General features: G+C 69.8%; 22 protein-coding genes. 5 read left to right on the forward strand and 17 right to left on the reverse strand.

Annotation, left to right across the window (positions count from 1 at the left end; all coding sequences use genetic code 11):
- Positions 1–9 precede the first annotated feature (9 nt).
- From ACWPN7_RS27445 to ACWPN7_RS27465, 5 genes are all read right to left on the reverse strand, one after another.
- Positions 10–900, reverse strand: a complete 891-nt coding sequence (locus tag ACWPN7_RS27445; RefSeq protein ID WP_200774822.1) for a LysR family transcriptional regulator — start codon at positions 898–900, stop codon at positions 10–12.
- A 127-nt stretch (positions 901–1,027) separates the two neighbouring features.
- On the reverse strand, positions 1,028–1,492 hold the full coding sequence (locus tag ACWPN7_RS27450) for a nuclear transport factor 2 family protein (RefSeq protein ID WP_349619163.1): 465 nt from the start codon (positions 1,490–1,492) through the stop codon (positions 1,028–1,030).
- 45 nt (positions 1,493–1,537) lie between these two features.
- Positions 1,538–3,613: a 2Fe-2S iron-sulfur cluster-binding protein gene (locus ACWPN7_RS27455; protein ID WP_459196287.1), complete on the reverse strand. Its 2,076-nt coding sequence runs from the start codon at positions 3,611–3,613 to the stop codon at positions 1,538–1,540.
- A 72-nt stretch (positions 3,614–3,685) separates the two neighbouring features.
- Positions 3,686–3,958 (reverse strand): glutathione binding-like protein, encoded by a 273-nt coding sequence (locus ACWPN7_RS27460; protein WP_492273521.1) that lies wholly within the window; start codon positions 3,956–3,958, stop codon positions 3,686–3,688.
- Positions 3,930–4,301 carry a glutathione S-transferase N-terminal domain-containing protein gene (locus ACWPN7_RS27465; RefSeq protein ID WP_492273522.1) on the reverse strand — a complete coding sequence of 124 codons (372 nt, stop codon included), beginning with the start codon at positions 4,299–4,301 and terminating at the stop codon, positions 3,930–3,932. The genes ACWPN7_RS27460 and ACWPN7_RS27465 overlap by 29 nt, the downstream gene beginning before the upstream one ends.
- Before the next feature lie 405 nt (positions 4,302–4,706).
- Here ACWPN7_RS27465 and ACWPN7_RS27470 point away from each other — a divergent pair, with 405 nt between their 5' ends.
- The 3 genes from ACWPN7_RS27470 (at position 4,707) to ACWPN7_RS27480 (ending at position 7,856) form a co-directional block, all read left to right on the forward strand.
- The gene (locus tag ACWPN7_RS27470) at positions 4,707–5,390 is read left to right on the forward strand and encodes a GntR family transcriptional regulator (protein WP_407824306.1); all 684 of its coding nucleotides are present in this window, start codon (positions 4,707–4,709) and stop codon (positions 5,388–5,390) included.
- A gap of 93 nt (positions 5,391–5,483) precedes the next feature.
- Positions 5,484–6,533 carry a phosphotransferase gene (locus ACWPN7_RS27475; protein WP_459196289.1) on the forward strand — a complete coding sequence of 350 codons (1,050 nt, stop codon included), beginning with the start codon at positions 5,484–5,486 and terminating at the stop codon, positions 6,531–6,533.
- Between the two features lie 6 nt (positions 6,534–6,539).
- Entirely contained in the window at positions 6,540–7,856 is a 1,317-nt protein-coding gene (locus ACWPN7_RS27480; RefSeq protein ID WP_459196290.1) for an aspartate aminotransferase family protein, read from the forward strand.
- 119 nt (positions 7,857–7,975) lie between these two features.
- Here ACWPN7_RS27480 and ACWPN7_RS27485 read toward each other — a convergent pair whose 3' ends face one another.
- Together ACWPN7_RS27485 and ACWPN7_RS27490 are read right to left on the reverse strand one after the other, a co-directional pair.
- Positions 7,976–8,596 (reverse strand): pentapeptide repeat-containing protein, encoded by a 621-nt coding sequence (locus ACWPN7_RS27485; RefSeq protein WP_459196291.1) that lies wholly within the window; start codon positions 8,594–8,596, stop codon positions 7,976–7,978.
- A gap of 99 nt (positions 8,597–8,695) precedes the next feature.
- The gene (locus ACWPN7_RS27490; RefSeq protein ID WP_407824308.1) at positions 8,696–10,594 is read right to left on the reverse strand and encodes a methanol/ethanol family PQQ-dependent dehydrogenase; all 1,899 of its coding nucleotides are present in this window, start codon (positions 10,592–10,594) and stop codon (positions 8,696–8,698) included.
- 313 nt (positions 10,595–10,907) lie between these two features.
- Here ACWPN7_RS27490 and ACWPN7_RS27495 point away from each other — a divergent pair, with 313 nt between their 5' ends.
- Positions 10,908–12,272, forward strand: a complete 1,365-nt coding sequence (locus ACWPN7_RS27495) for an ATP-binding protein (RefSeq protein WP_459196292.1) — start codon at positions 10,908–10,910, stop codon at positions 12,270–12,272.
- Positions 12,269–12,916: a response regulator gene (locus ACWPN7_RS27500; RefSeq protein WP_459196293.1), complete on the forward strand. Its 648-nt coding sequence runs from the start codon at positions 12,269–12,271 to the stop codon at positions 12,914–12,916. Before ACWPN7_RS27495 ends, ACWPN7_RS27500 begins: the two co-directional genes overlap by 4 nt.
- Before the next feature lie 67 nt (positions 12,917–12,983).
- Here ACWPN7_RS27500 and ACWPN7_RS27505 read toward each other — a convergent pair whose 3' ends face one another.
- From ACWPN7_RS27505 to ACWPN7_RS27550, 10 genes are read right to left on the reverse strand one after another with little or no spacing between them, the layout of a single operon-like run.
- A complete protein-coding gene (locus tag ACWPN7_RS27505; protein WP_459196294.1) occupies positions 12,984–13,682 on the reverse strand; it encodes a fumarylacetoacetate hydrolase family protein in 699 nt (232 codons plus the stop codon).
- A gap of 28 nt (positions 13,683–13,710) precedes the next feature.
- Complete coding sequence (gene maiA, locus ACWPN7_RS27510) at positions 13,711–14,349, reverse strand: maleylacetoacetate isomerase (protein ID WP_200774824.1); 639 nt, start codon at positions 14,347–14,349, stop codon at positions 13,711–13,713.
- Positions 14,350–14,360: 11 nt separating this feature from the next.
- The gene (gene gtdA, locus ACWPN7_RS27515; protein ID WP_459196295.1) at positions 14,361–15,419 is read right to left on the reverse strand and encodes a gentisate 1,2-dioxygenase; all 1,059 of its coding nucleotides are present in this window, start codon (positions 15,417–15,419) and stop codon (positions 14,361–14,363) included.
- Positions 15,420–15,437: 18 nt separating this feature from the next.
- Positions 15,438–16,628, reverse strand: a complete 1,191-nt coding sequence (locus tag ACWPN7_RS27520; RefSeq protein ID WP_407824310.1) for a 3-hydroxybenzoate 6-monooxygenase — start codon at positions 16,626–16,628, stop codon at positions 15,438–15,440.
- Between the two features lie 31 nt (positions 16,629–16,659).
- On the reverse strand, positions 16,660–17,442 hold the full coding sequence (locus tag ACWPN7_RS27525; protein ID WP_407824311.1) for an SDR family NAD(P)-dependent oxidoreductase: 783 nt from the start codon (positions 17,440–17,442) through the stop codon (positions 16,660–16,662).
- Between the two features lie 40 nt (positions 17,443–17,482).
- Positions 17,483–18,688: an ABC transporter substrate-binding protein gene (locus tag ACWPN7_RS27530; protein WP_459196296.1), complete on the reverse strand. Its 1,206-nt coding sequence runs from the start codon at positions 18,686–18,688 to the stop codon at positions 17,483–17,485.
- Between the two features lie 53 nt (positions 18,689–18,741).
- Positions 18,742–19,440 carry an ABC transporter ATP-binding protein gene (locus ACWPN7_RS27535; protein WP_114860719.1) on the reverse strand — a complete coding sequence of 233 codons (699 nt, stop codon included), beginning with the start codon at positions 19,438–19,440 and terminating at the stop codon, positions 18,742–18,744.
- The gene (locus ACWPN7_RS27540; protein WP_247891631.1) at positions 19,437–20,171 is read right to left on the reverse strand and encodes an ABC transporter ATP-binding protein; all 735 of its coding nucleotides are present in this window, start codon (positions 20,169–20,171) and stop codon (positions 19,437–19,439) included. Before ACWPN7_RS27540 ends, ACWPN7_RS27535 begins: the two co-directional genes overlap by 4 nt.
- The gene (locus ACWPN7_RS27545) at positions 20,168–21,181 is read right to left on the reverse strand and encodes a branched-chain amino acid ABC transporter permease (RefSeq protein ID WP_459196297.1); all 1,014 of its coding nucleotides are present in this window, start codon (positions 21,179–21,181) and stop codon (positions 20,168–20,170) included. The genes ACWPN7_RS27540 and ACWPN7_RS27545 overlap by 4 nt, the downstream gene beginning before the upstream one ends.
- Entirely contained in the window at positions 21,178–22,038 is an 861-nt protein-coding gene (locus ACWPN7_RS27550) for a branched-chain amino acid ABC transporter permease (protein WP_035684231.1), read from the reverse strand. The genes ACWPN7_RS27545 and ACWPN7_RS27550 overlap by 4 nt, the downstream gene beginning before the upstream one ends.
- Between the last annotated feature and the right edge of the window lie 20 nt (positions 22,039–22,058).

Genomic DNA, 22,058 nt, shown 5'->3' on the forward strand with positions numbered 1-22,058 from the left:
GCCATGCGCCTAATTGAGGAGGTGGTTCTCGCGCAGGCGGGCCACGGCGAGGTCCACGAAGGCCCTCACCTTGGCCGGGGCGTGGCGTCCCTCGGGGTGGAGGACGTGGATGGGCAGGGGCGGCTCCTCATGGTCGGCGAGCACGATGCGAAGCTCCCCGGCCAGCAGGGCCGGGCCGATCTGGTAATGAAGAACCCGGGTGAGGCCCCAGCCCGCCTTGGCGGTCGCGATCACCGCCTCGTTGGTGTTGCATTGCAGGACCGGGTCGATGGTCACCCGTTGGTCCCGGGCGAACCGCCACTCCGGCGATGCCCAGGCGCCGGTCGACACGGCGATGCGGTGGTGCTTGAGGTCGGCCGGCGCCGCCGGGACGCCGTGGCGCTCGAAATAGGCCGGGGCGCCGCAGACCACGCGCCGGACCGTGCCGACCCGGATCGCCGTGAACCCGGAATCCGGCAGGTGACCGATGCGCACGGCGACGTCGATGCCCTCTTCCACGATGTTCACCGGACGGTCGACGAAGAAGGTCTGCGCGCGCATGCCGGGGTAGCGATCCAGATACTCGGTCACGATCGGCAGCACATGCATCGGCCCGAACAGCGCGGAGGCGGTGACCGCGAGCGTTCCGGTCGGGGTGGCGTAGACGCCGCCCGCGGCGGCTTCCGCTTCGGTGATGTCCGACAGGATGCGACGGCAGTCTTCCAGGTAACGCGCGCCGGCTTCGGTCACCTTGACCGAGCGCGTGGTGCGCACGAACAGGCGGGCACCGATGAGATCCTCAAGGGCCGCCACGGCGCGCGTCACCGCGGGCGCACTCAGATGCAGGTGGCGGGAGGTTTCGGCGAAGCTTTCCGTTTCCGCGACCTTCACGAAGATCCGCATCGCCTGCAGCCGGTCCATGCGTGCCTCCGTTTCGCCGCGTCCCCGTCACAGTCTGTGGCCGAACCCGCCCCGGATAGCAACCTCCGCCTGCGCCGCCGAGCCAGAAGCTGTCGGGTCAGAAGCCGCCGCGTCAGAAGCCGCCGCGTCAGAAGCCGAAGTGGCTGAGGCCCGGATGGTCGTCCGGACGGCGGCCCAGCGGCCAGCGGAACTTGCGGTCGGCCTCGGCGGTCGGGTGCTCGTTGATGCTGGCGTGGCGGACGCGCATCAGCCCATCCTCGGCGAACTCCCAATTCTCGTTGCCGTAGGCGCGGAACCATTGGCCGCTGTCGTCGTGGTATTCATAGGCGTAGCGCACGGCGATGCGGTTGCCGCCGAACGCCCACAGCTCCTTGATCAGCCGGTAGTCCAGCTCGCGGTTCCACTTGCGGGTCAGGAAGGCTTCGACCTCGGCGCGGCCGTTGGCGAACTCCGCGCGGTTCCGCCAGCGTGTATCGGTGGTGTAGGCCAGCGCGACCTTGGCGGGATCGCGGCTGTTCCAGCCGTCTTCCGCCAGACGGACCTTTTCGATGGCGGATTCTTCATTGAAGGGAGGCAGAGGGGGACGGGGCATGGCGAACTCCTGTCGTTTTGCGGGGGAGGGGGGTGAAGGGGCAGGTCAGAGCGCGAGCTGAAGGGGAGCGTCCTCAACGGTCTCCGCTTCGGCGGGGACGGCGCAGCACAGCAGCACCTCGTCCGCGGCGACCGACGCGCTCGGCTCCTTGACGTAGGTGACGGTGCCCTTGAGCAGCTTGGTGCGGCAGGTCCCGCAGGTGCCCTCGCGGCAACCGAAGGCGGGGTCGAGGCCGCGCGCTTCGGCGAGATCGAGCAGCGTGCCGGAGCCGGGTGTCCAGCGCGCCTCCTTGAGCGTGTTCATGAAGGCGACCGGCACCGGCTTGGTCGAGGGCGGCCGGCGCGCCGGTGCGGCGGCCACTGTCTCCGCTCCCGTCCGCTTCAGGGACGACGGTCCGAACGCTTCGGCGTGAATCCGGTCGTCGGCGATGTTGAGGCCGCGCAAGCCGTCGTAGAGCGCCTGGGTGAGAGCGGGCGGCCCGCAGACGTAGAAGTCGTAATCGTTGAAGCCGAGGATGCGCGTCAGCAGCGTCATGTCGATTCGGCCCACCGCGTCGTAATCGGCGCCCGGCACGGCCTCGCCGGGATCGCTGAGGACGCGGACGAGCCGGACGGCGCCGTTCGCCGCAGTGACGAGGTCGGCGATTTCCCGGTCGAAGGGGCGCTCCGCCTTGGAGCGCGCCGCGTGGACCAGGATCGTCGGGCGGATGCGCTGCGTGCGCAGACCCTCATAGACCACGTGGCGCAGCATGGCGAGCAGCGGCGTGATGCCGACGCCGCCAGCCAGCAGCACCGCCGGCCGCGTCGCGCGGGCGTCGATGGTGAAGCCGCCCGCCGGCCCGCGCGCCTCGATGACGTCGCCGACCCGGACGTGGTCGTGCAGATGCCGCGACACCAGGCCCTCGCGCTTGACGCTGATGCGGTAGATCCCGTCCGACGGGGCGACGGACAGCGTGTAGGTCCGGACGACCGGCGTGTCGGCGCCCGCCGGGGTGACGCGGATGGGCAGATGCTGGCCGGCCAGATGCGGCAACAGCCCCGCGCCGTCGGTCGGCCGCAGATGGAAGGAGCGGATGGAGGCGCTTTCCTCCATGATGTCCGTCACCGTCATCGGCCGCCAGCGCGTCGCCGTTTCCTCCGCGCGCAGCCGGTCGGCGGCTTGGCCCCAGTCGCCGGTCATCAGTGAGCTGGGGGACCAGCCGTCCGCCCGCAGCGTCCAGCGCAGGGCCAGGGCGCCGCGTCGCCGGACGATCCTGCGCGCCTTGAACGTCCACAGCCGCTCGGCCCCCTGGAAGGCGGCGATCTCCGGCGAGTCCAGGACCAAAGCGGCGTCGCCGGTCATTTGCAGCAGGTCGCCGCTGGCGAAATCGACGAAGAGCAAACCCGCCTTTCCGTTGAGCAGGATGTTGCCGAGCGTGGCGAAGAAGAGGTTCCCGTCGAAGTCGGGAATGGTGAGCGTGCCGTCCCCAGCCACGCGGACGAATCCGGCCTTGCCGCCGCGATGCGACACGTCGACCTGACGATGGTCGCCACGGTCGGCGTAGGAGGCGACGAAGAAGGCGTCTGCCGCTTCGATCACCGTCCGCGCCGCCGGATCGAGGGCCGTCAGCTTCTCGACGGCGCTGGCGAAGGGCTGGGCGGGGTCGCGGGCCAGCGTGGCGTCGCGCAGCTGGATGTAGCGGGGGCAGTTGCCGAAGCTCTGGTCGACCGCGACGCGGAAGCCCTCGGGCGTCGCCGTGACGACGCCGTTCATGCGGTTGCGCCGCCGCGTGTTCATCTCGATGCCGAGGAGGCCGACCGGCGCCCCATCGGTCAGGCCGGCCGCTGCGGGATCGCCGGCGTTCGGGCGCGCGGCGATGTCGAGAAGGGTCGGCGACGGTGAGGACAGGAAGCCGGGCCGGCCTTCCAGCACGGTCGCCCAGGCATCGCCGTCCGGGTCGGCGCTGCCGATCACGAGGAAGGGGAGCTGGGCGTAGAAGTCGCGGTGCTGGTCGGGCATGAAGTCGCGGATGACCCTCTGCCCCACCATCGCCATCCGCTCGGCGACGTCGGCGCCAACCTTCTTCTGCAGGAACGTCTCGCCCTCATGCCAGATCGGCAGCGTCTTCGCGGTCTCGCCCATATTCCGTCTCCTCGGTACCCGTCTCCCCGGTGAAAGAAGCGCGCGCGCCGGATCGCGCGCCCAGGCAGCGCGTCACGCGGCTGTGAGCCCCGCCGGCGTCTGGGCGAAGGGGACGAAGCCCGGCAGCGCCTCGACCCGGCGGAGGAAGGCGTTGACGGCTGGATAGCCCGACAGATCGACATTGCCTTCTGGGGCGCGGGCGACGTAGCTGTAGATGGCGACGTCGGCGATCGTCGGCTGGACGCCGACCAGCCAGTCGCGGCCGGACAGGTGGTTGTCGAGCCGCTTCAGCAGGGTGTGGGCGCGGCCGATGACCTCATCGGGGTTGAAGCCGGCGCCGAACACCGTGACCAGCCGCGCCGCCGCCGGGCCGTAGGCGACCTCGCCGGCCGCGACCGACAGCCAGCGCTGGACGGCCGCCGCGTTCCGGGCGTCCTCGGGCAGCCAGTCGCTGCGGCCGGCCTTCTTCGCCAGATAGACCAGGATGGCGTTCGAGTTCTGAGACGACCACGCCGTCGTCCTCCAGCACGGGGACCTGACCGAACGGGTTCAGCGCCAGGAATTCGGGGGTCTTGTGTGCGCCCGCCTTCAGGTCGACCTCGACCAGCTCGTGCGGCAGTCCGAGCAGGGAGACGAACAGGCGGGCGCGGTGCGCGTGGCCCGACAGCGGGTGATGATAGAGCTTCATGGCTGACTCCTGCGGTGCTGGCCGGGACCATCCCGATCCGCACACCGAGAGTGCGCCCGTCAGCAGATCACGAGAATGACCCGGTTTGGCAGTTCATCATTACAGCCATTGCAATAATGCCGGTTGGGAAGGGGCGTTTGGGGGGAGTGCGTTAGGCGTTCCCTCTCCCCCTGGGGAGAGGGTTAGGGTTAGGGTGAGGGGGTTGTGCGTGTCGGTACGCTCGGCAAAAGCGCAACCCCCTCACCGGCCCTTCGGGCCACCCTCTCCCCAGAGGGGAGAGGGTTATGAGAAAGCCAATTGCAACAGTTCCGCATGATCGCTCAGGCCGGCTTGACCTTCGGCCGCTTTCACGGCATTATGATGCATCATACATCGGATGACCGGCAACGGCGGGAAGGGCGAAGGATGAGCGGGTTCGATCTCACCCTTCTCGAACACGACAATCTCGGCGGCACGATTTACCAGAAATTGTGCGAGGCCCTGATGAAGGGGGCCTTCAAGCCGAACGACCGCCTCAAGATCCGTGATCTCGCCGACCGGCTGGGAACGAGCGTCACCCCGGTGCGCGACGCCATCCTGCGGCTGGTGCAGGATCAGGCCCTGGTGCTGCGCTCGCCGCGCGACATCCGGGTTCCGATGCTGACTCGGGCCACGTACCTGGAGATCCGCGACATCCGGGTCAATCTGGAGGGGCTGGCCGCCGCGCGGGCCGCCGAACAGGCCACGCCCGCGCAGATCGCGGCTTTGGACGCTCTGCTCAAGCGCAACGAGGAGGCGATGGCCGCCGGCAACACCGCGCTGGCCACCGAACTCAACCAGATCTTCCATTTCAAGGTGTCCGAGTTCGCGGACATGCCGGTGCTCGGCGACATTCTGCGGCGGCTCTGGCTGCAGATGGGACCGTTGATCGCCGACGTCTATGGCGGCGCCGGGCGCACGATGATCGACCATCATTACCCGCTGATGGACGCCATCCGCGGCCATGACGGTCCAGCCGCCGCCCGCGCCATCCAGGCCGACATCCTGCTGGCCAGCGGCCCGATCCTGGAGAGGATCGACGGCGTGCATCCCGAGCCGCTCGCCGTCTGATTCTCGCCGATCCCATCCGCGTCCTCAGCCGATCCACCCGCCACTATGATGCATCAAACATTGACCGCTTCGCACCACAAGGAGACACCGGCGATGACACCGGCCCCGACCCAGGGTGACGTTCTGACCACCGCCGCGCCGGCAATCTCCACGGAGGAGGCCGGCGCCATCCTGCAACGGTGGTTCGGCGTGGCCGGCACCGTCCGCGAACTGAGCAGCGAGCGCGACCGCAACTTCCACATCGCCACGCCGGAAGGACAGGGATATGTGCTGAAGTTCACCAACCCGGCGGAGCCGCAACCCGTCACAAGCTTCCAGACCGGGGCCATGCAGCATGTGGCCGACCGTGACCCGGCCTTGCCGGTGCCGCGGGTCGTGCCGACGCTGGACGGGGAAGCCCAGGCGATCGTCCAGATCGATGGCAGCGCCATGGTGCTGCGGCTGCTCACCTATCTCGAAGGAACGCCGCTCCACGCCGCGCCGCCCTCGCCGGGGCTGATGCGGGCGCTGGGAACGACGCTGGCCCGGCTGGACCGGGCGCTGGCCGACTACGAGCATCCCGGCTCGGAGCGCGATCTGCTGTGGGACATCACCCGCACCGCCAGCGTCGCCGACCGGCTGCACTATGTGACGGACGACCGGCGCCGCGGGATGGTCGAGCGCTTCGTTGCCCGCTTCACTGACGAGATCGCGCCCCGGCTGCCCGCCTTGCGCCACCAAGTCATCCACAACGACCTCAACCCCCACAACGCGGTGGTCGATCCGGTCGGGCATGAGGCGGTCACCGGGATCATCGACTTCGGCGACGCGCTGCGGGCGCCGCTGGTCAACGATCTGGCGACGGCGCTCGCCTACCACGTCACCAGCGGCGAGACGCCCTTCGGCTCCGTGGTCGAGATGACCCGCGCCTACAACGCCGTGCTGCCGCTGACGGCGGACGAGGTGGACCTGCTGCCTGATCTGGTGGCGGGCCGCCTCGCCCTGACCATTGGCATCACCGGCTGGCGGGCCGCCGAATACCCCGCCAACGCCGCCTACATCCTGCGCAACGCCGAACGCGCCTTCGCCGGCCTGGACCGGCTGACCGGCGATGAGGCCACCACCGCGCGCCGCCTGCTCCATCTCGCCTGCCAGAAAGTGTGAACCGCCATGACCATGATCAACGCCTACGCGCCCGACTCCGCCGGGTCCCTGCCGGAGCGCGAGCGCGCCCTGATCGCCCGCCGCGAGAAGCTGCTCGGCCCGGCCTACCGGCTGTTCTACGCAGACCCGATCCATGTCGTGCGCGGCGAGGGCTCGTCCCTCTATGACGCCGAAGGCAACCGCTATCTGGACGCCTACAACAACGTCGCCTCGGTCGGGCATTCGCGGCCGGAGGTGGTGGAGGCAATGGCCCGGCAGGCGGCCGTGCTGAACACCCACACTCGCTACCTGACCGACGGCATCCTCGACTTCGCCGAAGCCTTCCTGGCGGAGTTCCCGGCGGAGCTGTCGCACCTGATGCTGACCTGCACCGGCAGCGAGGCCAACGATCTGGCCCTGCGCGTCGCCCGCGTCCACACCGGCGGCACCGGCGTCGTCATCGCGCACAACGCCTACCACGGCGTGACCTCGGCGCTGGCCGAGATGTCGCCCTCGCTGGGCGCCGCGGTGAAGCTGGGCGACCATGTCCGCGTGGTGCCGGCGCCCGACGGCTACCGCATGCCGGAGGCCGAGGTCGGCGCCGCCTTCGCCCGCTCCGTGGAGGCGGCCATCGCCGACCTGCGGGAGAAGGGGATCGCCCCGGCGGCGCTGCTGGTCGACACCATCTTCTCCAGCAGCGGCGTCTTCACCGACCCTGCGGGCTTCCTCGCCCCGGCGGTGGAGGTGATGCGCAAGGCCGGCGGCATCTTCATCGCCGACGAGGTGCAGCCGGGCTTCGGGCGGCTCGGCACGCACATGTGGGGCTTCGCGCGCCACGGGCTGGTGCCCGACATCGTGACGGTCGGCAAGCCGATGGGCAACGGCCACCCGGTGGCCGGCGCGGTGTTCCGGCCGGAGGTGATCGAGGCGTTCGGCAAGAGCCAGCGCTATTTCAACACCTTCGGCGGCAACCCGGTGTCCTGCGCGGTGGCGCTGGCGGTGCTGCGCGTGATCAAGGCGGACCGCCTGCAGGAGAACGCCCTGAGGGTCGGCACCGAGATGATTGACGGCCTGCGCGCGCTTGCCGCCAAGCACGAGGTGATCGGCGACGTGCGCGGCAGCGGGCTGTTCATCGGCGTCGAGATGGTGCGCGACCGCAAGCTGAAGACCCCGGCGTCGGAGGAGACCACCCGCGTGGTGAACGGGATGCGCCAGCGCCGGGTGTTGATCAGCGCGACCGGACAGGAGGGGCACATCCTGAAGATCCGCCCGCCGCTGGTCTTCTCGTCCGAGGACGCCAAGCTGTTCCTCGCCACGCTGGACGACGTGCTGACGGCGCTTTAAGCCGCGCCGCCCCGCTGAGCCCCTTCAGCCGAGCGGTGTCCGCCCGGTAAGGGGCCTCGGCTTCCTCCCTCGGGCGGACGTCGCCCGAACAGGCGAAGCTCCGCCCGCCGGCCTTGCCGTCACCAGTCGGTGGGGCAGGAGCGGCAATCGGTCATCAGCGCGTCCTGGAAGATGGCGAAGCGGATCTTCGCGCCTTCCAGGTTGGCCTGCGACAGGTTGGTCAGGGACAGCTTGGCCTCCTGAAGGTTGGCGCCCTCCAGGTTGGCGCCGGTGAGGTCGGCCTTGTCGGCGCGCAACGCCTCCAGATTGGCGGCGGTCAGGTCGGCCTGCCGCAGGTCGGCGCCGTTGGCGCGGGCGAATTCCAGGTTGGCGCCGCGCAGGCGGGCGCCGGACAGGCGCGTGCCCTGAAGGAAGGCGGTGCGCAGATCGGCGCCGTCGAGGATGGCCCCGCTGAGGTCGGCCCCGCGCAGGTCGGCGTGGCGCAGGTCGGCCCGCATCAGGTTGGCGCCGTGCAGGTCGGCGCCGGCCAGCGACAGGCCGCGCAGGTTGCGGTGGCGCAGGTCGATGCCGGGGCAGACTGCCTTGGCGGTCAGGACGCAGCCGGCGACCTCGGTGACGCGCTCCTCCTCGCCGCCGCCGAGGCTGGCGGTTTCGACCTCGGCCGCCAAGGGGGCGGTGAGGGGTCCGGACAGGGACAGCAGGGCGCACAGGGCGAAGGCGGGCCGGAAGAGGCGGTTCATGGGGGAGAACTCCCATCGCTGCGATGCATGAAGACCGGGGCGGGGAAACGGACCGGTACGCCCGCTTCCTCGCCCCGGCGGGCGGTCACTTGACGGCGGTTACTTGGCGCTGGAGACCTTCACGTCGGCCAGCTTGAACACCCAGAAGGAGCCGCCCTGGGTCACGCGGGTGGTCAGGTCGGCGAGATCGCCGCCCCACAGCGGCACGGCGCCGCCGTAACCGGTGGTGATGCCGACATACTGCACCCCGTCCAGCTCCCAGGTGACCGGGGAGGAGATGATGCCGGAGCCGGTCTGGAACTTCCAAAGCTCCGCTCCCGACTTGGCGTCGAACGCCTTGACGTAGCCGTCGCCGGTCCCGGTGAAGACCAGCCCGCCGGCGGTCGCCAGCGTGCCGGACCACAGCGGCAGCTCCTCCTTGTGCTCCCAGGCGACCTTGCCGGTCGTCGGGTCGATGGCGCGCAGGATACCGACATGGTCCTCGAACATCTTGTGGATGCGGAAGCCCATGCCGAGATAGGCGGAGCCGGGGTTGTAGCCGACATGCTCCGTCCAATAGTCCTCCTTCCAGTGGTTGGCGGCGATGTAGAACAGGCCGGTGTCCTCGCTGTAGGACATCGGGTTCCAGTTCTTGCCGCCGAGGAAGGGCGGAGAGACCTCGACCGCCTTGCCGCGCTTCTCGCCCTCGGCGGGGGGCGGCGGGCGCTGGCCCTCCACCTCGATGGGGCGGCCGGTCTTCAGGTCGATGCCCTTGGCCCAGGTGATGCCGTCGACGAAGGGGAAGGCCGCCAGCACGCTGTTCGGCTTGTTGGCCTCGCCGCCCGCCGTCGCCAGCTTCGTCCGGTCGGTGACGTAGAAGAAGCCGTTGCGGTCGGCGTGGGCGGTCGCCTTCACCGTCTTGCCCGACGCGTCCTTGTAGTCGAACAGCACCAGCTCGTTGTTGCCGGAGAAGTCCCAGGTGTCGTTGGGGGTGTGCTGGTAGAAGCCCTTCAGCTCGCCCGTGGTCGGATCGACGTAGGCCTGGCCGGAGGTGTAGAGGCTGTCGCCGGGCCAGCGCGCCCAGCCGTTCCACGGCGCCGGGTTGCCGGTGCCGATGACGATGGTGTTGGTCTCCACGTCGAAGGTGGCGCTCTGCCAGGGCGCGCCGCCGCCGTGGTTCCACGCCTCGACGAGCTGCCCGTCCTTGTCGCGCGGCCAGGACGGCGCCTTGGCGTTGCCGGTCGGGGTGCTGTCCTTGCCGTCGAGCCGGCCCATGTGGCCCTCGACCAGCGGACGCATCCAGATCTCGTCGCCGGTGTCGGGATCGCGGGCGAACAGGCGGCCGACCACGCCGAACTCGTCGCCCGACGAGCCGTGGATCAGCAGCATGCGCCCGGTTTTCTGGTCCTTCACGACGGTGGGGGCGCCGGTCATGGTGTAGCCGACCTTGTGATCGGCGAACTTCTTGCGCCAGGCGACCTTGCCGGTGTCCTTGTTCAGCGCGACGATGGAGGCGTCGAGCGTGCCGAAGAACACCTTGTCGCCGTAGATCGCCGCCCCGCGGTTGACCACGTCGCAGCAGGGCCGGATGTCGTCCGGCAGGCGGTGGGCGTAGGTCCACAGCCGCTTGCCGGTGCGCGCGTCCAGCGCGAACATCCGTGAGTAGGAGGCGGTGACGTAGATCACCCCGTCATGGACCAGCGCCTGGGTCTCCTGCCCGCGCTGCTTCTCGTCGCCGAAGGAGAAGGACCAGGCGGGGACCAGCCGCGACACGCTGTTGGTGTCGATCTGCTTCAGCGGGCTGAAGCGCTTGCCCTCCACCCCCATGCCGTACATCAGCACGTCGCCGGCCGACTTGGCGTCGTTGGCGATGTCGTCCCAGGTGACATTGGCGGCTTGAGCGCCTCCCCAGGCCGCCGGAGCGGTGGAGGCGAGGAATCCGGCCACCACCGCGGTGATGATTCGGCGCCGGACCCGTCTGGCTTTGGTTTCCGGCGTGGTGTCCAAGGATAAAGTCATGCGTTTCCCCCGTGAAAGGCCGTTTTTTCCGGGGCGGATCGTCCGCCCGATCCGCCCCGGTTCCGGCACCGCGTCTTGCGCCCCCAATGTTCGTCTTGGCGGTTCTTCGGTTCCATTGGACGATACGGGGACGAAACTCTGGCAATGGGCGCGTGACAGCGTCCCGGATGGGGCGGGAAAAAATCCCGGCGCCGCGGCAAAAGGCCCGCCTGCCCGCCGCTTCTTGGTCGAAGGACGCATGGCGGGGAGACCGGTTGTTTCGCTAACATTCCGTCGATGGTCCTATGGGGCGTGTCGGAAGGATCGGACGGCGATGTCGTTGCGAATGCGCATGCTGGCCCTGATCGGGCTGTTCCTGGCGTTGCTGGCCGTGGCCGGCGCGGCTGTGATGATCGCCAACGCGCGCGACGCCGTCCGCGCGGAAATGGCCTCCGCCCTTGATCTCGGCATCGCCATCGGGCGGGCGGAGGCCGGGCGGGGGGCCATTCCCGATGCCGTCGCGGCGCTCGACCGTCTGGGCCTGCGCCACCTGCGCTTCATCGCGGGCGAGGCGCCGCCCGACTCCCTGGGCGAGGGGGATGCCGGCCATGGAGGCGTTCCCGGCTGGTTCGCGGCGCTGGTCGGCGTGGCGCCGCAGGCCCATGCGCTGACCGGGAGCGATGGGCGCGTGCTGTTGACCGTGGTCGCCGAACCGCAGGACGAGGTGGCCGAGGTCTGGGAGGACATGCGGGACCTCGCCCTGGCGATGCTGGTGGCGGGTCTGCTGCTGCTGGGCGCCGCCTGGATGGCGGTGGGCCGGGCGCTCGCCCCGCTCGCCCGCATTGAGGCGGCGGTGCGGCGCCTGCGCGAAGGCGTTTACGAACCCGGACCGCGGGGCGGCCTTGCCGGCGGCGGCGTGCCGGAGTTGGCCCGGCTGGGCACCGGCATCGCCGCCCTGGCCGAGGAGCTGGCTGCGGCCGGTCGGGAGAACCGCCGGCTCGGCCAGAGGCTGATCGAGGCGCAGGACCGCGAGCGCCGGGACATCGCCCGCGAAATCCACGACGAGCTGGGGGCGGCGCTGTTCGCCATCAAGGTGGACGCCGGGCGCATCCTGCGTCTGAGCGAGGAGCCGAAGCCGGAGGCGACCATCAGCGAGCGGGTGGAGGTCGCCGGACGCGCCCGCGCCGTGCTGTCCATGGCCGCGGACGTGCACCGGTTGAGCCGGCGCATCCTGGTCCGCCTGCGCCCGGCCCTGCTCGACCAGTTGCCGCTGGGCGAGGCGCTGTCCGGGCTGATCGACGAGTGGGCTCGGCGGGAGCCGGAGGTGCGCTGGTCGCTGGACGTGGCCGAGGACGGAACGCCGGACGGCATCGACGGGCTGGACGAGGTGCTGCGCCTGACGGTCTTCCGGCTGGCGCAGGAATCGCTGGTCAACGCCCTCCGCCATGCCCGGCCGACCAACGTGTCGGTGACGGTGCGACGCTGGACCGACCGGGTGGAAGTCGTGGTGGCCGACGATGGGCCGGGGTTCAGGGAAGGGCCGGGTGTGGCGGAGCAGGGTGGATTGGGCATCGCCGGGATGGCGGAGCGGGTGAGGGCGCTGGGCGGCACGCTGCGCATCGGATCGGACGGCGGGCAGGGCACCCGCGTGGCCGCCTGCCTTCCCTGTGTCCCGGCCGGGCTGGAAGGCGTGGCGTGACCCCGACCATCCTCCTGGTGGACGATCATCCGGTGGTGCGCGCCGGCTGCCAGAGTCTGCTCGCCGAAGCCGGGCTCGGCCGCGTCGTCGAGGCCGCCGACGTGGCGGCGGCGCTGGCGCTGTGGCGTTCGGAAAGGCCGGACGTGGTCATCCTCGACCTCAACCTGCCGGGTGGGATCGGGGGGAGGGACGGCGGCGGGATGGAGGTTCTGCGCGTGATGCGGGCGGAGAACCCGGCGGTGCCGGTTCTGATCTTCAGCATGCACGAAGATCCCGCCATCGCCGCGCGGGCGCTGAAGGCCGGCGCCAAGGGCTACGTCACCAAGAACGACGCGCCGGAGACGCTGGTGACGGCGGTGCGCAGCGTGCTGGCGGGCCGGGTGCATCTCGACCACGCGCTGGCGCGCGAACTGGCGCTGATGGCGCTGGCCCCGACCGACGACCCGCTGGCGGTGCTGACCCAGCGCGAGCGGGAAATCCTGGCGCTGGTGGGGCGTGGCCTGACCGCGGCGGCCATCGCCGAGGCGCTGGGCATCAGCCAGAAGACCGTCGCCAACGCCTGCACCCAGATCAAGGACAAGCTGGGGGCCGACAGCACACGCGCCCTGATCCGCTTCGCCATCGATCACGGACTGGCGGCCTGAGACGGGCGCTGTCCCGCCGCCCGAAAGGAAAGAGGCGGGACAGCTGACGGAACCCCCTTATCCAGCCTCAGGCAGGGTCGCCGATGGTCAGCGCGATGGTGCCGACTTGAGCAATCGAGCCTTCGATCCGGTTGCCGGGCTTGACCGGGCCGACGCCCTCCGGGGTGCCCGTGTAGATCAGGTCGCCCGGTTGCAGGTGGTAGAGGGTGGACAGGTGGGCGATCAGCTCTGGAATCGACCAGATCAACAGAGTCAGGTCGGAGGACTGCTTCGTCTCGCCATCGACCCGCAATTCGAGCGTGCCGCTCGTCGGGTGGCCACACTCCGTCACCGGAATGATCTCCGACAGCACGGCCGAGTCTTCGAAATCCTTGCCGATGTCCCAAGGCCTCTGCTTGGCGCGGGCGGCGAGCTGCAGGTCGCGCCGGGTCATGTCGAGGCCGCAGGCGTAGCCGTAGACCACCTCCAGCGCCTGTTCCCGCGCGACGCGGAAGGCCGGCTTTCCGATGGCGACGACCAGTTCCATCTCGTAATGGTAGTTCCCGGTGGCCGGCGGGTAGGCGATGGCCGCCCCGCTCGGGACGTAGGTGCCGGGGGATTTGGTGAAGTAGAAGGGCGCCTCGCGGTCGACCGGCACGCCCATCTCGCGGGCATGGGCCTCGTAATTCCGGCCGACGCAGAAGATGCGGTTGATCGGGAAGCGGGCATCGGTGCCGCGGACCGGGGCGGCGGGAAGCGGCGCCGGATCGAAGACATAGCGGGTCAAGTCGGTTCGTCCTTGGATGGGGTTCACGTTACTCGGCGTCGGGCTGGCGGCCGGGCTCCGCGGCCTGGAAGGCGGGCAGGGCGCGCGCCGCCGCGGCGATGCGGCGGATGGTGGGATAGGCGTCGAGCGGGCAGTTCATCCGCTCCGCGTTGAAGACCTGCGGGACGAGGCAGACGTCGGCCAGCGTCGGCTCGTCGCCGAAGCAGAAGGCGCCGGGCTGCGGGCTGGCCGCCAGCATCGCCTCCAACCCGCCGAAGCCCTCCGCCACCCAATGGGCGTACCAGGCGTTGCGCGCCTGTTCGTCCAGGCCGAGATCGTCGCGCAGGTGGTTCAGGACGCGCAGGTTGTTGACCGGGTGGATGTCGCAGGCGATGGCCAGCGCCACCGACCGCACCCAGGCGCGGCCGAACGGGTCGCGCGGCAGCAGGGCCGGGGTGGGATGGGTCTCATCCAGATAGTCGATGATGGCGAGCGACTGGGTCAGCGCCCGGCCGTCCTCGACCAGCGCCGGCACCAGCCCCATCGGGTTGACGGCGAGATAGCCGGGCGAGCGTTGCTCCTTCCGGCGCAGGTGGATGAAGTGCTGCTCCGCCGTCAGTCCCTTCAGGTTGAGCGCGATGCGCAGCCGGTAGGCCGCGGACGACCGGAAATAGCCGTAGACCTCCATCGGCATGCTCCTCAGTCCTTCACCCGGTTGCCGCGGTCTTCGCGCCACAGGCCGAGCTTCTGTTGGGCGATGCGGTCGGAATAGCTGAAGATCACCGCATCCTCGTCGGCGTGATGGGTCACCCATTTCCAGCTCGGCACCACGAACACGTCCTTGGGCCCCCAAGCGAAGGGCTGCCCGTCGATCGTCGTGGTGCCGCGGCCCTCGACCACCGCGAAGATGGTGGCGTCGGTGCTCCGGTAGGCGCTGGTTGCGAAGTCCTTGGGCAGGAGCTGCATGAAGGCCGACATGGTCGGCATCGGCGAGCCGCCGTCCACCGGATTGACGAACCGCATCTTCAGCCCGTGGCACGGGTCCCAGTCCTGCTGGCGGCGCATCGTCTCCAGCGCCTCGCGGGTGCGGTCATAAGGATAATTGAAGATGGGAGAGGAGGGTTGCGTTGCCTCGTAATCCACCGGCAGCATGTTGGCGCCGAATTGCGCCATCGAGTGGCCGACCGAGCGGGTCACCGGCCGCTCGTCCTCCGGCGAGGATTCCGCGAAGGAGGCGTCGTAGAAGGAGACGGTCGGGATGTCGAGCCCGTCGAGCCAGATCATCGGCTCGTCGCTGTGGTTGCCGTGATCGTGCCAGGCGCGCGGCGGGGTGATGACGAAATCGCCGACCTGCATGATGGTGCGCTCGCCGTCCACCGAGGTGTGGGCCCCGGCGCCGTCCAGCACGAAGCGCACCGCCGACTGGCTGTGGCGGTGGGCCGGCGCCACCTCGCCCGGCAGCACCAGCTGAAGCCCGGCATAGAGCGAGGTGGTGATGCGGTTCTGGCCGGGCATGCCGGGATTCTCCAGCATCAGCACGCGGCGCTCCGCCTCCTTGGCGGTGATGAGGGAGCCCGCTTCCAGCAGCAGCTCCTTCATCTCGGCGAAGTGCCACAGATGGGGCACGCAGGCGCTGCGCGGCTCGCGGGTGATGATGGCGCCCATCACCGACCACAGCGGGTTCAGGTTGCGTTTGCTGATCTTGTCGTAATAGGCCTGCCGCTCGGGCGTGTCGGCGGGCGGTCCGGAGATGGACATGTCCTCTGTTCCTTTCTGTCAGATGGCATCGCCGAGGCCGGTCACACCATAGAGCCACGCGACACGGTCGTAATGCTGCTCGCGGCTCGAATTGCCGAGAACGGCGTTGCGCAGCGCCGCTTGGCCGCCCGCCGGGTGGTAGACGTACTCGCCCATCAGGCGGGAATTGAGCTGGACCCGGCCGGTGCGGGCGAAGCGGTCGCGGTTGTAGGCGGCGAAGGCGGCGTCCAGCTTGCCGTCCGTCTCCGCCATGTGGTGCGACAGGTTGACCGCGTCCTCCAGCGCCATGCAGGCGCCCTGCGCCAGATATTGCAGCATCGGGTGGGCGGCGTCGCCCAGCAGAACGACACGGCCGTCCATCCAGTCGGGCGTCGGATCGCGGTCGCACAGCACCCAGAGCTTCCAGTTCTCGCCGCGCTCGATGATCTGCTTGGGCCGGTCGGCGATGTGGCTGAAGCCCTCGTACACCACCTCCTTGGTCACCGGCACGCCGGCCACCGCCTCGGCGGCGTCGTTGTGGCAGGTGACGACGAGGTTGAAGACCTTGCCGCCCTTCAGCGGGTAATGGACGATGTGGCATTTCGGGCCGGCCCACAGCGTCGCCGCGTTCCAGCGCAGATCCTCCGGCATCTGCTCGGTCGGGATGACCGAACGGAAGGTGGTGTGTCCCGACACGCGCGGCTGGGCGTCGCCGACCACCTGCGCCCGCACCTTGGAGCGCAGCCCGTCGGCGCCGACCAGCGCCGAGCCGGTCAGCCGCCCGCCGTCGCCGAGCGTCACGGTGACCGACTCGCCGTCCTGTTCGTAGCGCTCCACTGACGAACGGGTGCGCAGCTCGATCAGGTCGCTGGTCCGGCAGGCGTCGAGCAGCACCATGTGCAGGTCGGCGCGATGGACGACGGCGTAGGGATTCTTGAAGCGCCGGCGGAACGGCTCGTCGAGCGGGATGGCGGCGATGCGCTCGTCGCGGACGGCGTCCATCAGCACCAGATGGTCGATGTAGACGGCCTTGGCCCGGGCGGCGTCGCCGACGCCGAGATAATCGAAGGCGTGGAAGGCGTTCGGGCCGATCTGGATGCCGGCGCCGATCTCCCCCAGCGCGGGGGCCTGTTCGAGCACGATCGAGCGGAAGCCCTTGCGGGCCAGCCCCAGCGCGGCGGCCAAACCGCCGATGCCGCCTCCGGCGATCAGGATGGGACGGTCAGGCATGTGTGTGTTCCTCTGCGTGATCTCTGGTCTTTCACAGCGTGGCGAGCAGCCCGCCGTCCACGGGGATGACCTGTCCGTTGATGAAGCCGCTGGCCGGGCCGGCGAGGAAGACCGCCACCCCGGCGATGTCGTCGGGCGTTCCCCAGCGGCGGGCCGGCACATCGCTCTCGATGTAGCTCTGGAAAGCCGCGTTCTCCTGCATCGCCACGGTGAAGCCGGTGGCGACGAAGCCGGGGGCGATGGCGTTGCAGGAGATGCCGAGCGGCCCGTATTCCACCGCCAGCGCCCGCGTCATGGCGGCCAGCCCGCCCTTGGCGGTGGCGTAGGGGCTGATGGTGCCGCGCGCGCCGAAGGCCGCGACCGACGCCATCAGCACGATGCGCCCGCTGCGCCGCTCCACCATCGACGGCAGCACCGCCTGGCAGAGGTTGAAGGCGCCGTCGACATGGGTCTGCCACAGCGACGCCCACTCCTCCGTCCGGTAATCCAGGAACGGCTTGCGGATCTGGTTGCCGGCGTTGCTGAACAGGCTGTCGACGCGGCCCCAGCGGTCGAGCACCGCGGCGACGCCGGCCCGCACCGCCGCGGGTTCGGTGACGCTGAAGGGCACGGCCATCGCCTCCAGCCCGTCGTCGCGCAGGCTCGCGGCGGCCTGCTCCGCGCGGTCCGCGTCGAGGTCGTTGACGGCGACGCGGGCACCGGCCTGCGCGGCGGCGCGGGCGGCGGCGAAGCCGATGCCGCCGGCCCCGCCGGTGACGAGGAAGACGGAGCCGCCGAGCCCGAAGCGGTTTTCCAGAAAGGCCTGAGCGGACATGCGCCGGCTCCTGTCGGTGGAGAGGGGAGGGAAGGAGGGATCAGAGCTTCTGCAGCTTGCAGGCGCCCGACGGGGCCGGGGTCGCCTGCTCGGCCGGGAAGGACATCGTCACCACCGGGCGCAGCTTGCCGTCCGTCTCGGCGACATGGCCGAAATAGTTGGGCAGGATCAGCTGGTTGTCCTCGGGCCGGAAGGCGACCCGGCCGAGGATGGTGTCGAAGCTGCCGCCACTCATCGCGCGGGCAATGTCGATCGGCTTGACGCTCTTGGCCTTCTCGACCGCCTGGAAGATGACCTGCATGCCGAGATAGGTCTCGCCCTCGAAGTTGGAGGGCTGGTCGCCGTTGTAGTGCTTGGCCCAGGCGGCGACGAAGCTCTTGTTCTCCGGCGTGTCGAGGGTCGCGCTGTAGTTGATGATGCCGTGGATGCCCTTGGCGGTTTCGCCCATCGCCTGCACCGTGTTGTCGGTGACGAAGCTGACCCCGGCGGTGAAGACGCTGTCGAGCAGGCCGAACTGGCGGGCCTGGGTGGCGAAGCTGACGGCGTCGCGCCCGGCCAGCGCCACCCACAGCCCTTCGGCGCCCGACGCCTTGATCTGCTGGATGTAGGCGGCGTAATCGGTGGCGCCGAGCGGCGGGTAGAGTTCGGCGACGACCGACTTGCCGTTGGCGGTGGCGGCCTCCTTGAAGCCGGCGCCGGAACCGCGGCCCCAGGCGCCGTCCATGCCGATGATCGCCCATTTCTGTTCCTTGCGGCCGGCAAGCCAGGGATTGACCACCGCCGCGTCCTGCGCGTCCTGGTGGTTGACCCGGAAGGCGCGGCGGACACAGGAATCGCCGGTGATCTTGTCGCTCTTGGTCACGGTGGCGACATAGAGCGCGTCCCAGCGGTCGAGCATCGGCGCGATGGCCAGTGCCTCGCCGGACGCGATGACCCCGGTCAGCACCTTGTAGCCTTCCAGCGCCAGCCGTTCGGACTGCTTGCGGGCAAGGTCGGGCTTGGCCTCGGTGTCGAGGATCTTGGCCTCGACCTTGTGGCCGGCCACGCCGCCCCGGGCGTTGGCCTCGGCGATGGCGAACTCGACGGCACGCTTGGCCTGGTTGCCGAGGTCGGCGTAGGTGCCGGACATGGCGGTCGGCACGCCGATCTTCAGCATGTCCTGGGCATATGCCGTGCCGGAAAGGGCGAGGGCGAGCATGCTGGCGGCGCCGAGGGCGCGAAGCTTGAGGCTGTTCGTCCTGGTCACTGTTTCCTCCATGGTTTTGTTTTTCTTCCGTCTCCCGCTTCGGGAGAGGGCATTCAGACCGCGATGTGCTTCTTCAGGCTTTCCTTGGTCAGGCCGGCCATGGCGCCCTGTTCCGCCACCTCGCCCTTGGACAGCACGTAGTAGCGTTCGGCCACCCGGCGGACGAGGCTGTAGTTCTGCTCGATGATCAGCAGGCCCGTGCCGCCGTCGGCGACGTGGCGCAGGTTGTCGGCCAGCTCGTCGACGATCACCGGGGCCAGCCCCTCGCTCGGTTCGTCGAGCACCAGCAGATGCGGGTTGGCCATCAGGGCGCGGCCGATCGCCAGCATCTGCTGCTGCCCGCCCGACAGCGCCGTCCCCGGCGTGTCGGCCCGCTCCTTGAGGATCGGGAACATTGCGAAGACCCGCTCGACGGTCCAGGCGCCCTTGCGACGGACGGCGGCGCCCAGGATCAGGTTCTCGCGAACCGTCAGGTTGGGGATGATGCAGCGTCCCTGCGGCACGACCGAGATTCCGGCGCGCGCGGCCGTGAAGTGGCGGATGTCTCCCACCGCCTTGCCGGCCAGCCGGATTTCCCCCTGCATGCGCCGGGCGATGCCGAGGAAGGCGTTGACGATGGTCGTCTTGCCGACCCCGTTGCGGCCCAGCACGGCGACCCGTTCGCCGGCGTCGATGCGCAAATCCAGGTCGTGCAGGATGCGGGCGCCGCCATAGCCGGCGACGACGTTGCTGAACGCCAGAAGCTCGCTCATGCCGCACTCCCGAGATAGGCGGTGACGACCTCGGGCGAGCGCCGGATCTCATCCGGCGTGCCTTCGGCCAGGACGCGGCCCAGTTGCAGGACGGTGATGCGGTCGCAGATGGAGAAGACCACCTCCATGTCGTGCTCGACGATCAGGACGGTGACCTTCCAGCGCTGCGCCAGATCGCGCAGCAGGGTGGCGAGCCCCAGCGATTCCCGCATCGACAGCCCGGCCGCCGGCTCGTCGAGCAGCAGCACGCGCGGCCGTCCGATCAGCGCCAGCGCCAGGTCGAGCCGGCGCTGTTCGCCATAGGCGATGTCGCGCGCCCGCGCATCGCCCAGACCGGTCAGCCCCAGCTCGTCCATCACCTCGTGGACGTTGGGCTTCTCGGCCTGCCGGGCGGCGATGTCGAGCTGCTCGCGCACCGACAGCTCGGGGAAGATGTTGGTCTTCTGGAAGGAGCGGGCCATGCCGTGGCGGCGGCGCTCCTGCACGCCCATCGCGCCGATGTCGCGGCCGTCCATCCTCACCTGTCCGGACCAGACCGCGGCCCGGCCGGACAGCACGTCGATCAGCGTCGACTTGCCGGCCCCGTTCGGGCCGATCAGGCCGCGGATTTCGCCGTGGGGAACCGCGATGTCCACCTTGTTCACCGCGAGGAATCCGCCATAGGGACGGGTCAGGGCCGTTCCCTCGATGGCGTAGGCGCCGTTCATCGATCCGTTCATCGGCCCGCTCATGCCCGGCCTCCCGTCCTGCGCAGGCGCCCGGCCAGTTCCGCCAGGGTGCCGGCGATGCCGGCCGGCATCAGCACGGTGACGACGATCACGGTGACGCCGATCATCGCCGGCCAATGCTCGGTCAGGTTCCCGGCCAGATCCTTGAGGAAGAAGAAGATCACCGCGCCCAGCGCCGGCCCCCACAGGAGCCGCGAGCCGCCGATGACCGCCATGATCAGCGCCGAGCCGGACAGGCTCCAGTGCAGCACCTCGGGCGAGACGAAGCCGTTGTAGAGCGCGAAGAGAAGCCCGGCCAGCGCCGCCACGAAGGCGGAAATGGCATAGGTCGCGGCGCGCGGCAGCACCGTGCGATAGCCGATGAAGCGGGCGCGCTCCTCGTTCTCGCGGATCGCCTCGGTCAGCCGGCCGAAGGGGCTGCGCACGGTGACGTAGAGGCCGAAGATCACCAGCGCCAGCAGGCTCCAGCACAGGACGAACATCGTCTCGGGCTGCTGCACGGCGGAGATCGGCAGGCCGAACAGGGTGTCGGGCAACGGGACGGCGAAGCCGTCGTCGCCGTTGGTCAGACCTTGCGCCTTCATCGAGAATTCGTGGAAGGCCTGCCCCACCGCCAGAGTCAGCATCGAGAAGGCGACGCCGGGAACCCGCACGATCACCAGCCCGAGCAGGAAGGCCGTCAGCGTCGGCACGGCGAGCGCCAGCACCAGCGCCAGCTCCGCCGGCAGCACCTCGTGGCGCAGCAGCAGGCCGAAGCAGTAGGCCGACACCCCGTACCAGGCGGCGTGGCCGAAGCTGACGACGCCGTTCTGGCGGATCAGGAAACCGACGCCGACCGCCAGCATCCCGCCGATCACCGCCTGGGTCAGCAGCGTCAGCACGAGCACCGAGGCGACCACGCCCGGAAGGCCGAAGCCGGCGGCCAGCGCCACGGCGAGCAGCAGCCAGGACCGATGCGACAGGCGGGGGGCGACCACGCGGGCGCCGGTGAGGTTCATGGTTGCGCGGCTCATACGTGGCTCCCTGCGAATCCGGTCGGCCGCCACACCAGGACCGCGACCATCAGGAGGAAGGGCACCATCGTCGCCGCCCAGGGGACGTAGATGATGCCGAGATTGTGGATCTGGCCGATGGCGAGCGCCGCAATCAGCGCGCCGGAGAAGCTGCCGAGCCCGCCGACCACCACGACGATGAAGGACTCGATCAGGATCGACCCGCCCATCGACGGCGACAGCGCCAGCAGCGGGGCGGCGATGGTGCCCGACAGCCCGGCCAGCCCGGTGCCGACGGCGACGACCAGCGCGCTGACCCGATCGGTGTTCACCCCCTGCACCGCCGTCGTCACCGGATCGATGCTGGAGGCGCGGACGAACAGGCCGACGCGGCTGAAGCGCAGCCACAGGGCGAGCCCGACGCCGACCGCCGCCGCGACGGCGATCACCATCAGCCGGTAGGCCGGGAAGGGCTGGCCCAGGATGTCGACGCTGCCCGCCAGCATCTCCGGCAGCGGCAGGGTGTGGGTGTCCTTGCCCCAGACGGAGTGGGCGAGATCCTCCAGGATCAGCAGCAGCCCGAAGGTGACCAGCACCGTGGCGATCGGGTCCTGGCGGCGCAGCGGCCGGAACACCGACACGTCGAGCAGGACGCCGGCCACCGCCAACACCACGGCGGCGCCCAGGACGCCCGCCCAGAAGCCGGCGACGGTGGCGATGCTGAAGCCGACATAGGCGCCGATCATGAACAGGCTGCCATGGGCGAAGTTCACCACCCGCCGCAGCCCGAAGATCAGCACCAGCCCGACCGACACGATGAAGAGCAGGCCCCCGTAGACGAGGCCGTTGAGAACTTGGATCAGCAATGCGTTCGCCATCTTGGGGAACCCCTCCGATG

The sequence above is a fragment of the Azospirillum sp. UENF 312511 genome, from assembly GCF_058780635.1.

Coding starts and splice junctions, on each gene's coding strand:
- ACWPN7_RS27445 (WP_200774822.1), bottom strand. CDS start 900: ATGGACCGGCTGCAGGCGATGCGGATCTTCGTGAAGGTCGCGGAAACG.
- ACWPN7_RS27450 (WP_349619163.1), bottom strand. CDS start 1,492: ATGCCCCGTCCCCCTCTGCCTCCCTTCAATGAAGAATCCGCCATCGAA.
- ACWPN7_RS27455 (WP_459196287.1), bottom strand. CDS start 3,613: ATGGGCGAGACCGCGAAGACGCTGCCGATCTGGCATGAGGGCGAGACG.
- ACWPN7_RS27465 (WP_492273522.1), bottom strand. CDS start 4,301: ATGAAGCTCTATCATCACCCGCTGTCGGGCCACGCGCACCGCGCCCGC.
- ACWPN7_RS27470 (WP_407824306.1), top strand. CDS start 4,707: ATGAGCGGGTTCGATCTCACCCTTCTCGAACACGACAATCTCGGCGGC.
- ACWPN7_RS27475 (WP_459196289.1), top strand. CDS start 5,484: ATGACACCGGCCCCGACCCAGGGTGACGTTCTGACCACCGCCGCGCCG.
- ACWPN7_RS27480 (WP_459196290.1), top strand. CDS start 6,540: ATGACCATGATCAACGCCTACGCGCCCGACTCCGCCGGGTCCCTGCCG.
- ACWPN7_RS27485 (WP_459196291.1), bottom strand. CDS start 8,596: ATGAACCGCCTCTTCCGGCCCGCCTTCGCCCTGTGCGCCCTGCTGTCC.
- ACWPN7_RS27490 (WP_407824308.1), bottom strand. CDS start 10,594: ATGACTTTATCCTTGGACACCACGCCGGAAACCAAAGCCAGACGGGTC.
- ACWPN7_RS27495 (WP_459196292.1), top strand. CDS start 10,908: ATGTCGTTGCGAATGCGCATGCTGGCCCTGATCGGGCTGTTCCTGGCG.
- maiA (WP_200774824.1), bottom strand. CDS start 14,349: ATGGAGGTCTACGGCTATTTCCGGTCGTCCGCGGCCTACCGGCTGCGC.
- gtdA (WP_459196295.1), bottom strand. CDS start 15,419: ATGTCCATCTCCGGACCGCCCGCCGACACGCCCGAGCGGCAGGCCTAT.
- ACWPN7_RS27520 (WP_407824310.1), bottom strand. CDS start 16,628: ATGCCTGACCGTCCCATCCTGATCGCCGGAGGCGGCATCGGCGGTTTG.
- ACWPN7_RS27525 (WP_407824311.1), bottom strand. CDS start 17,442: ATGTCCGCTCAGGCCTTTCTGGAAAACCGCTTCGGGCTCGGCGGCTCC.
- ACWPN7_RS27535 (WP_114860719.1), bottom strand. CDS start 19,440: ATGAGCGAGCTTCTGGCGTTCAGCAACGTCGTCGCCGGCTATGGCGGC.
- ACWPN7_RS27540 (WP_247891631.1), bottom strand. CDS start 20,171: ATGAGCGGGCCGATGAACGGATCGATGAACGGCGCCTACGCCATCGAG.
- ACWPN7_RS27545 (WP_459196297.1), bottom strand. CDS start 21,181: ATGAGCCGCGCAACCATGAACCTCACCGGCGCCCGCGTGGTCGCCCCC.
- ACWPN7_RS27550 (WP_035684231.1), bottom strand. CDS start 22,038: ATGGCGAACGCATTGCTGATCCAAGTTCTCAACGGCCTCGTCTACGGG.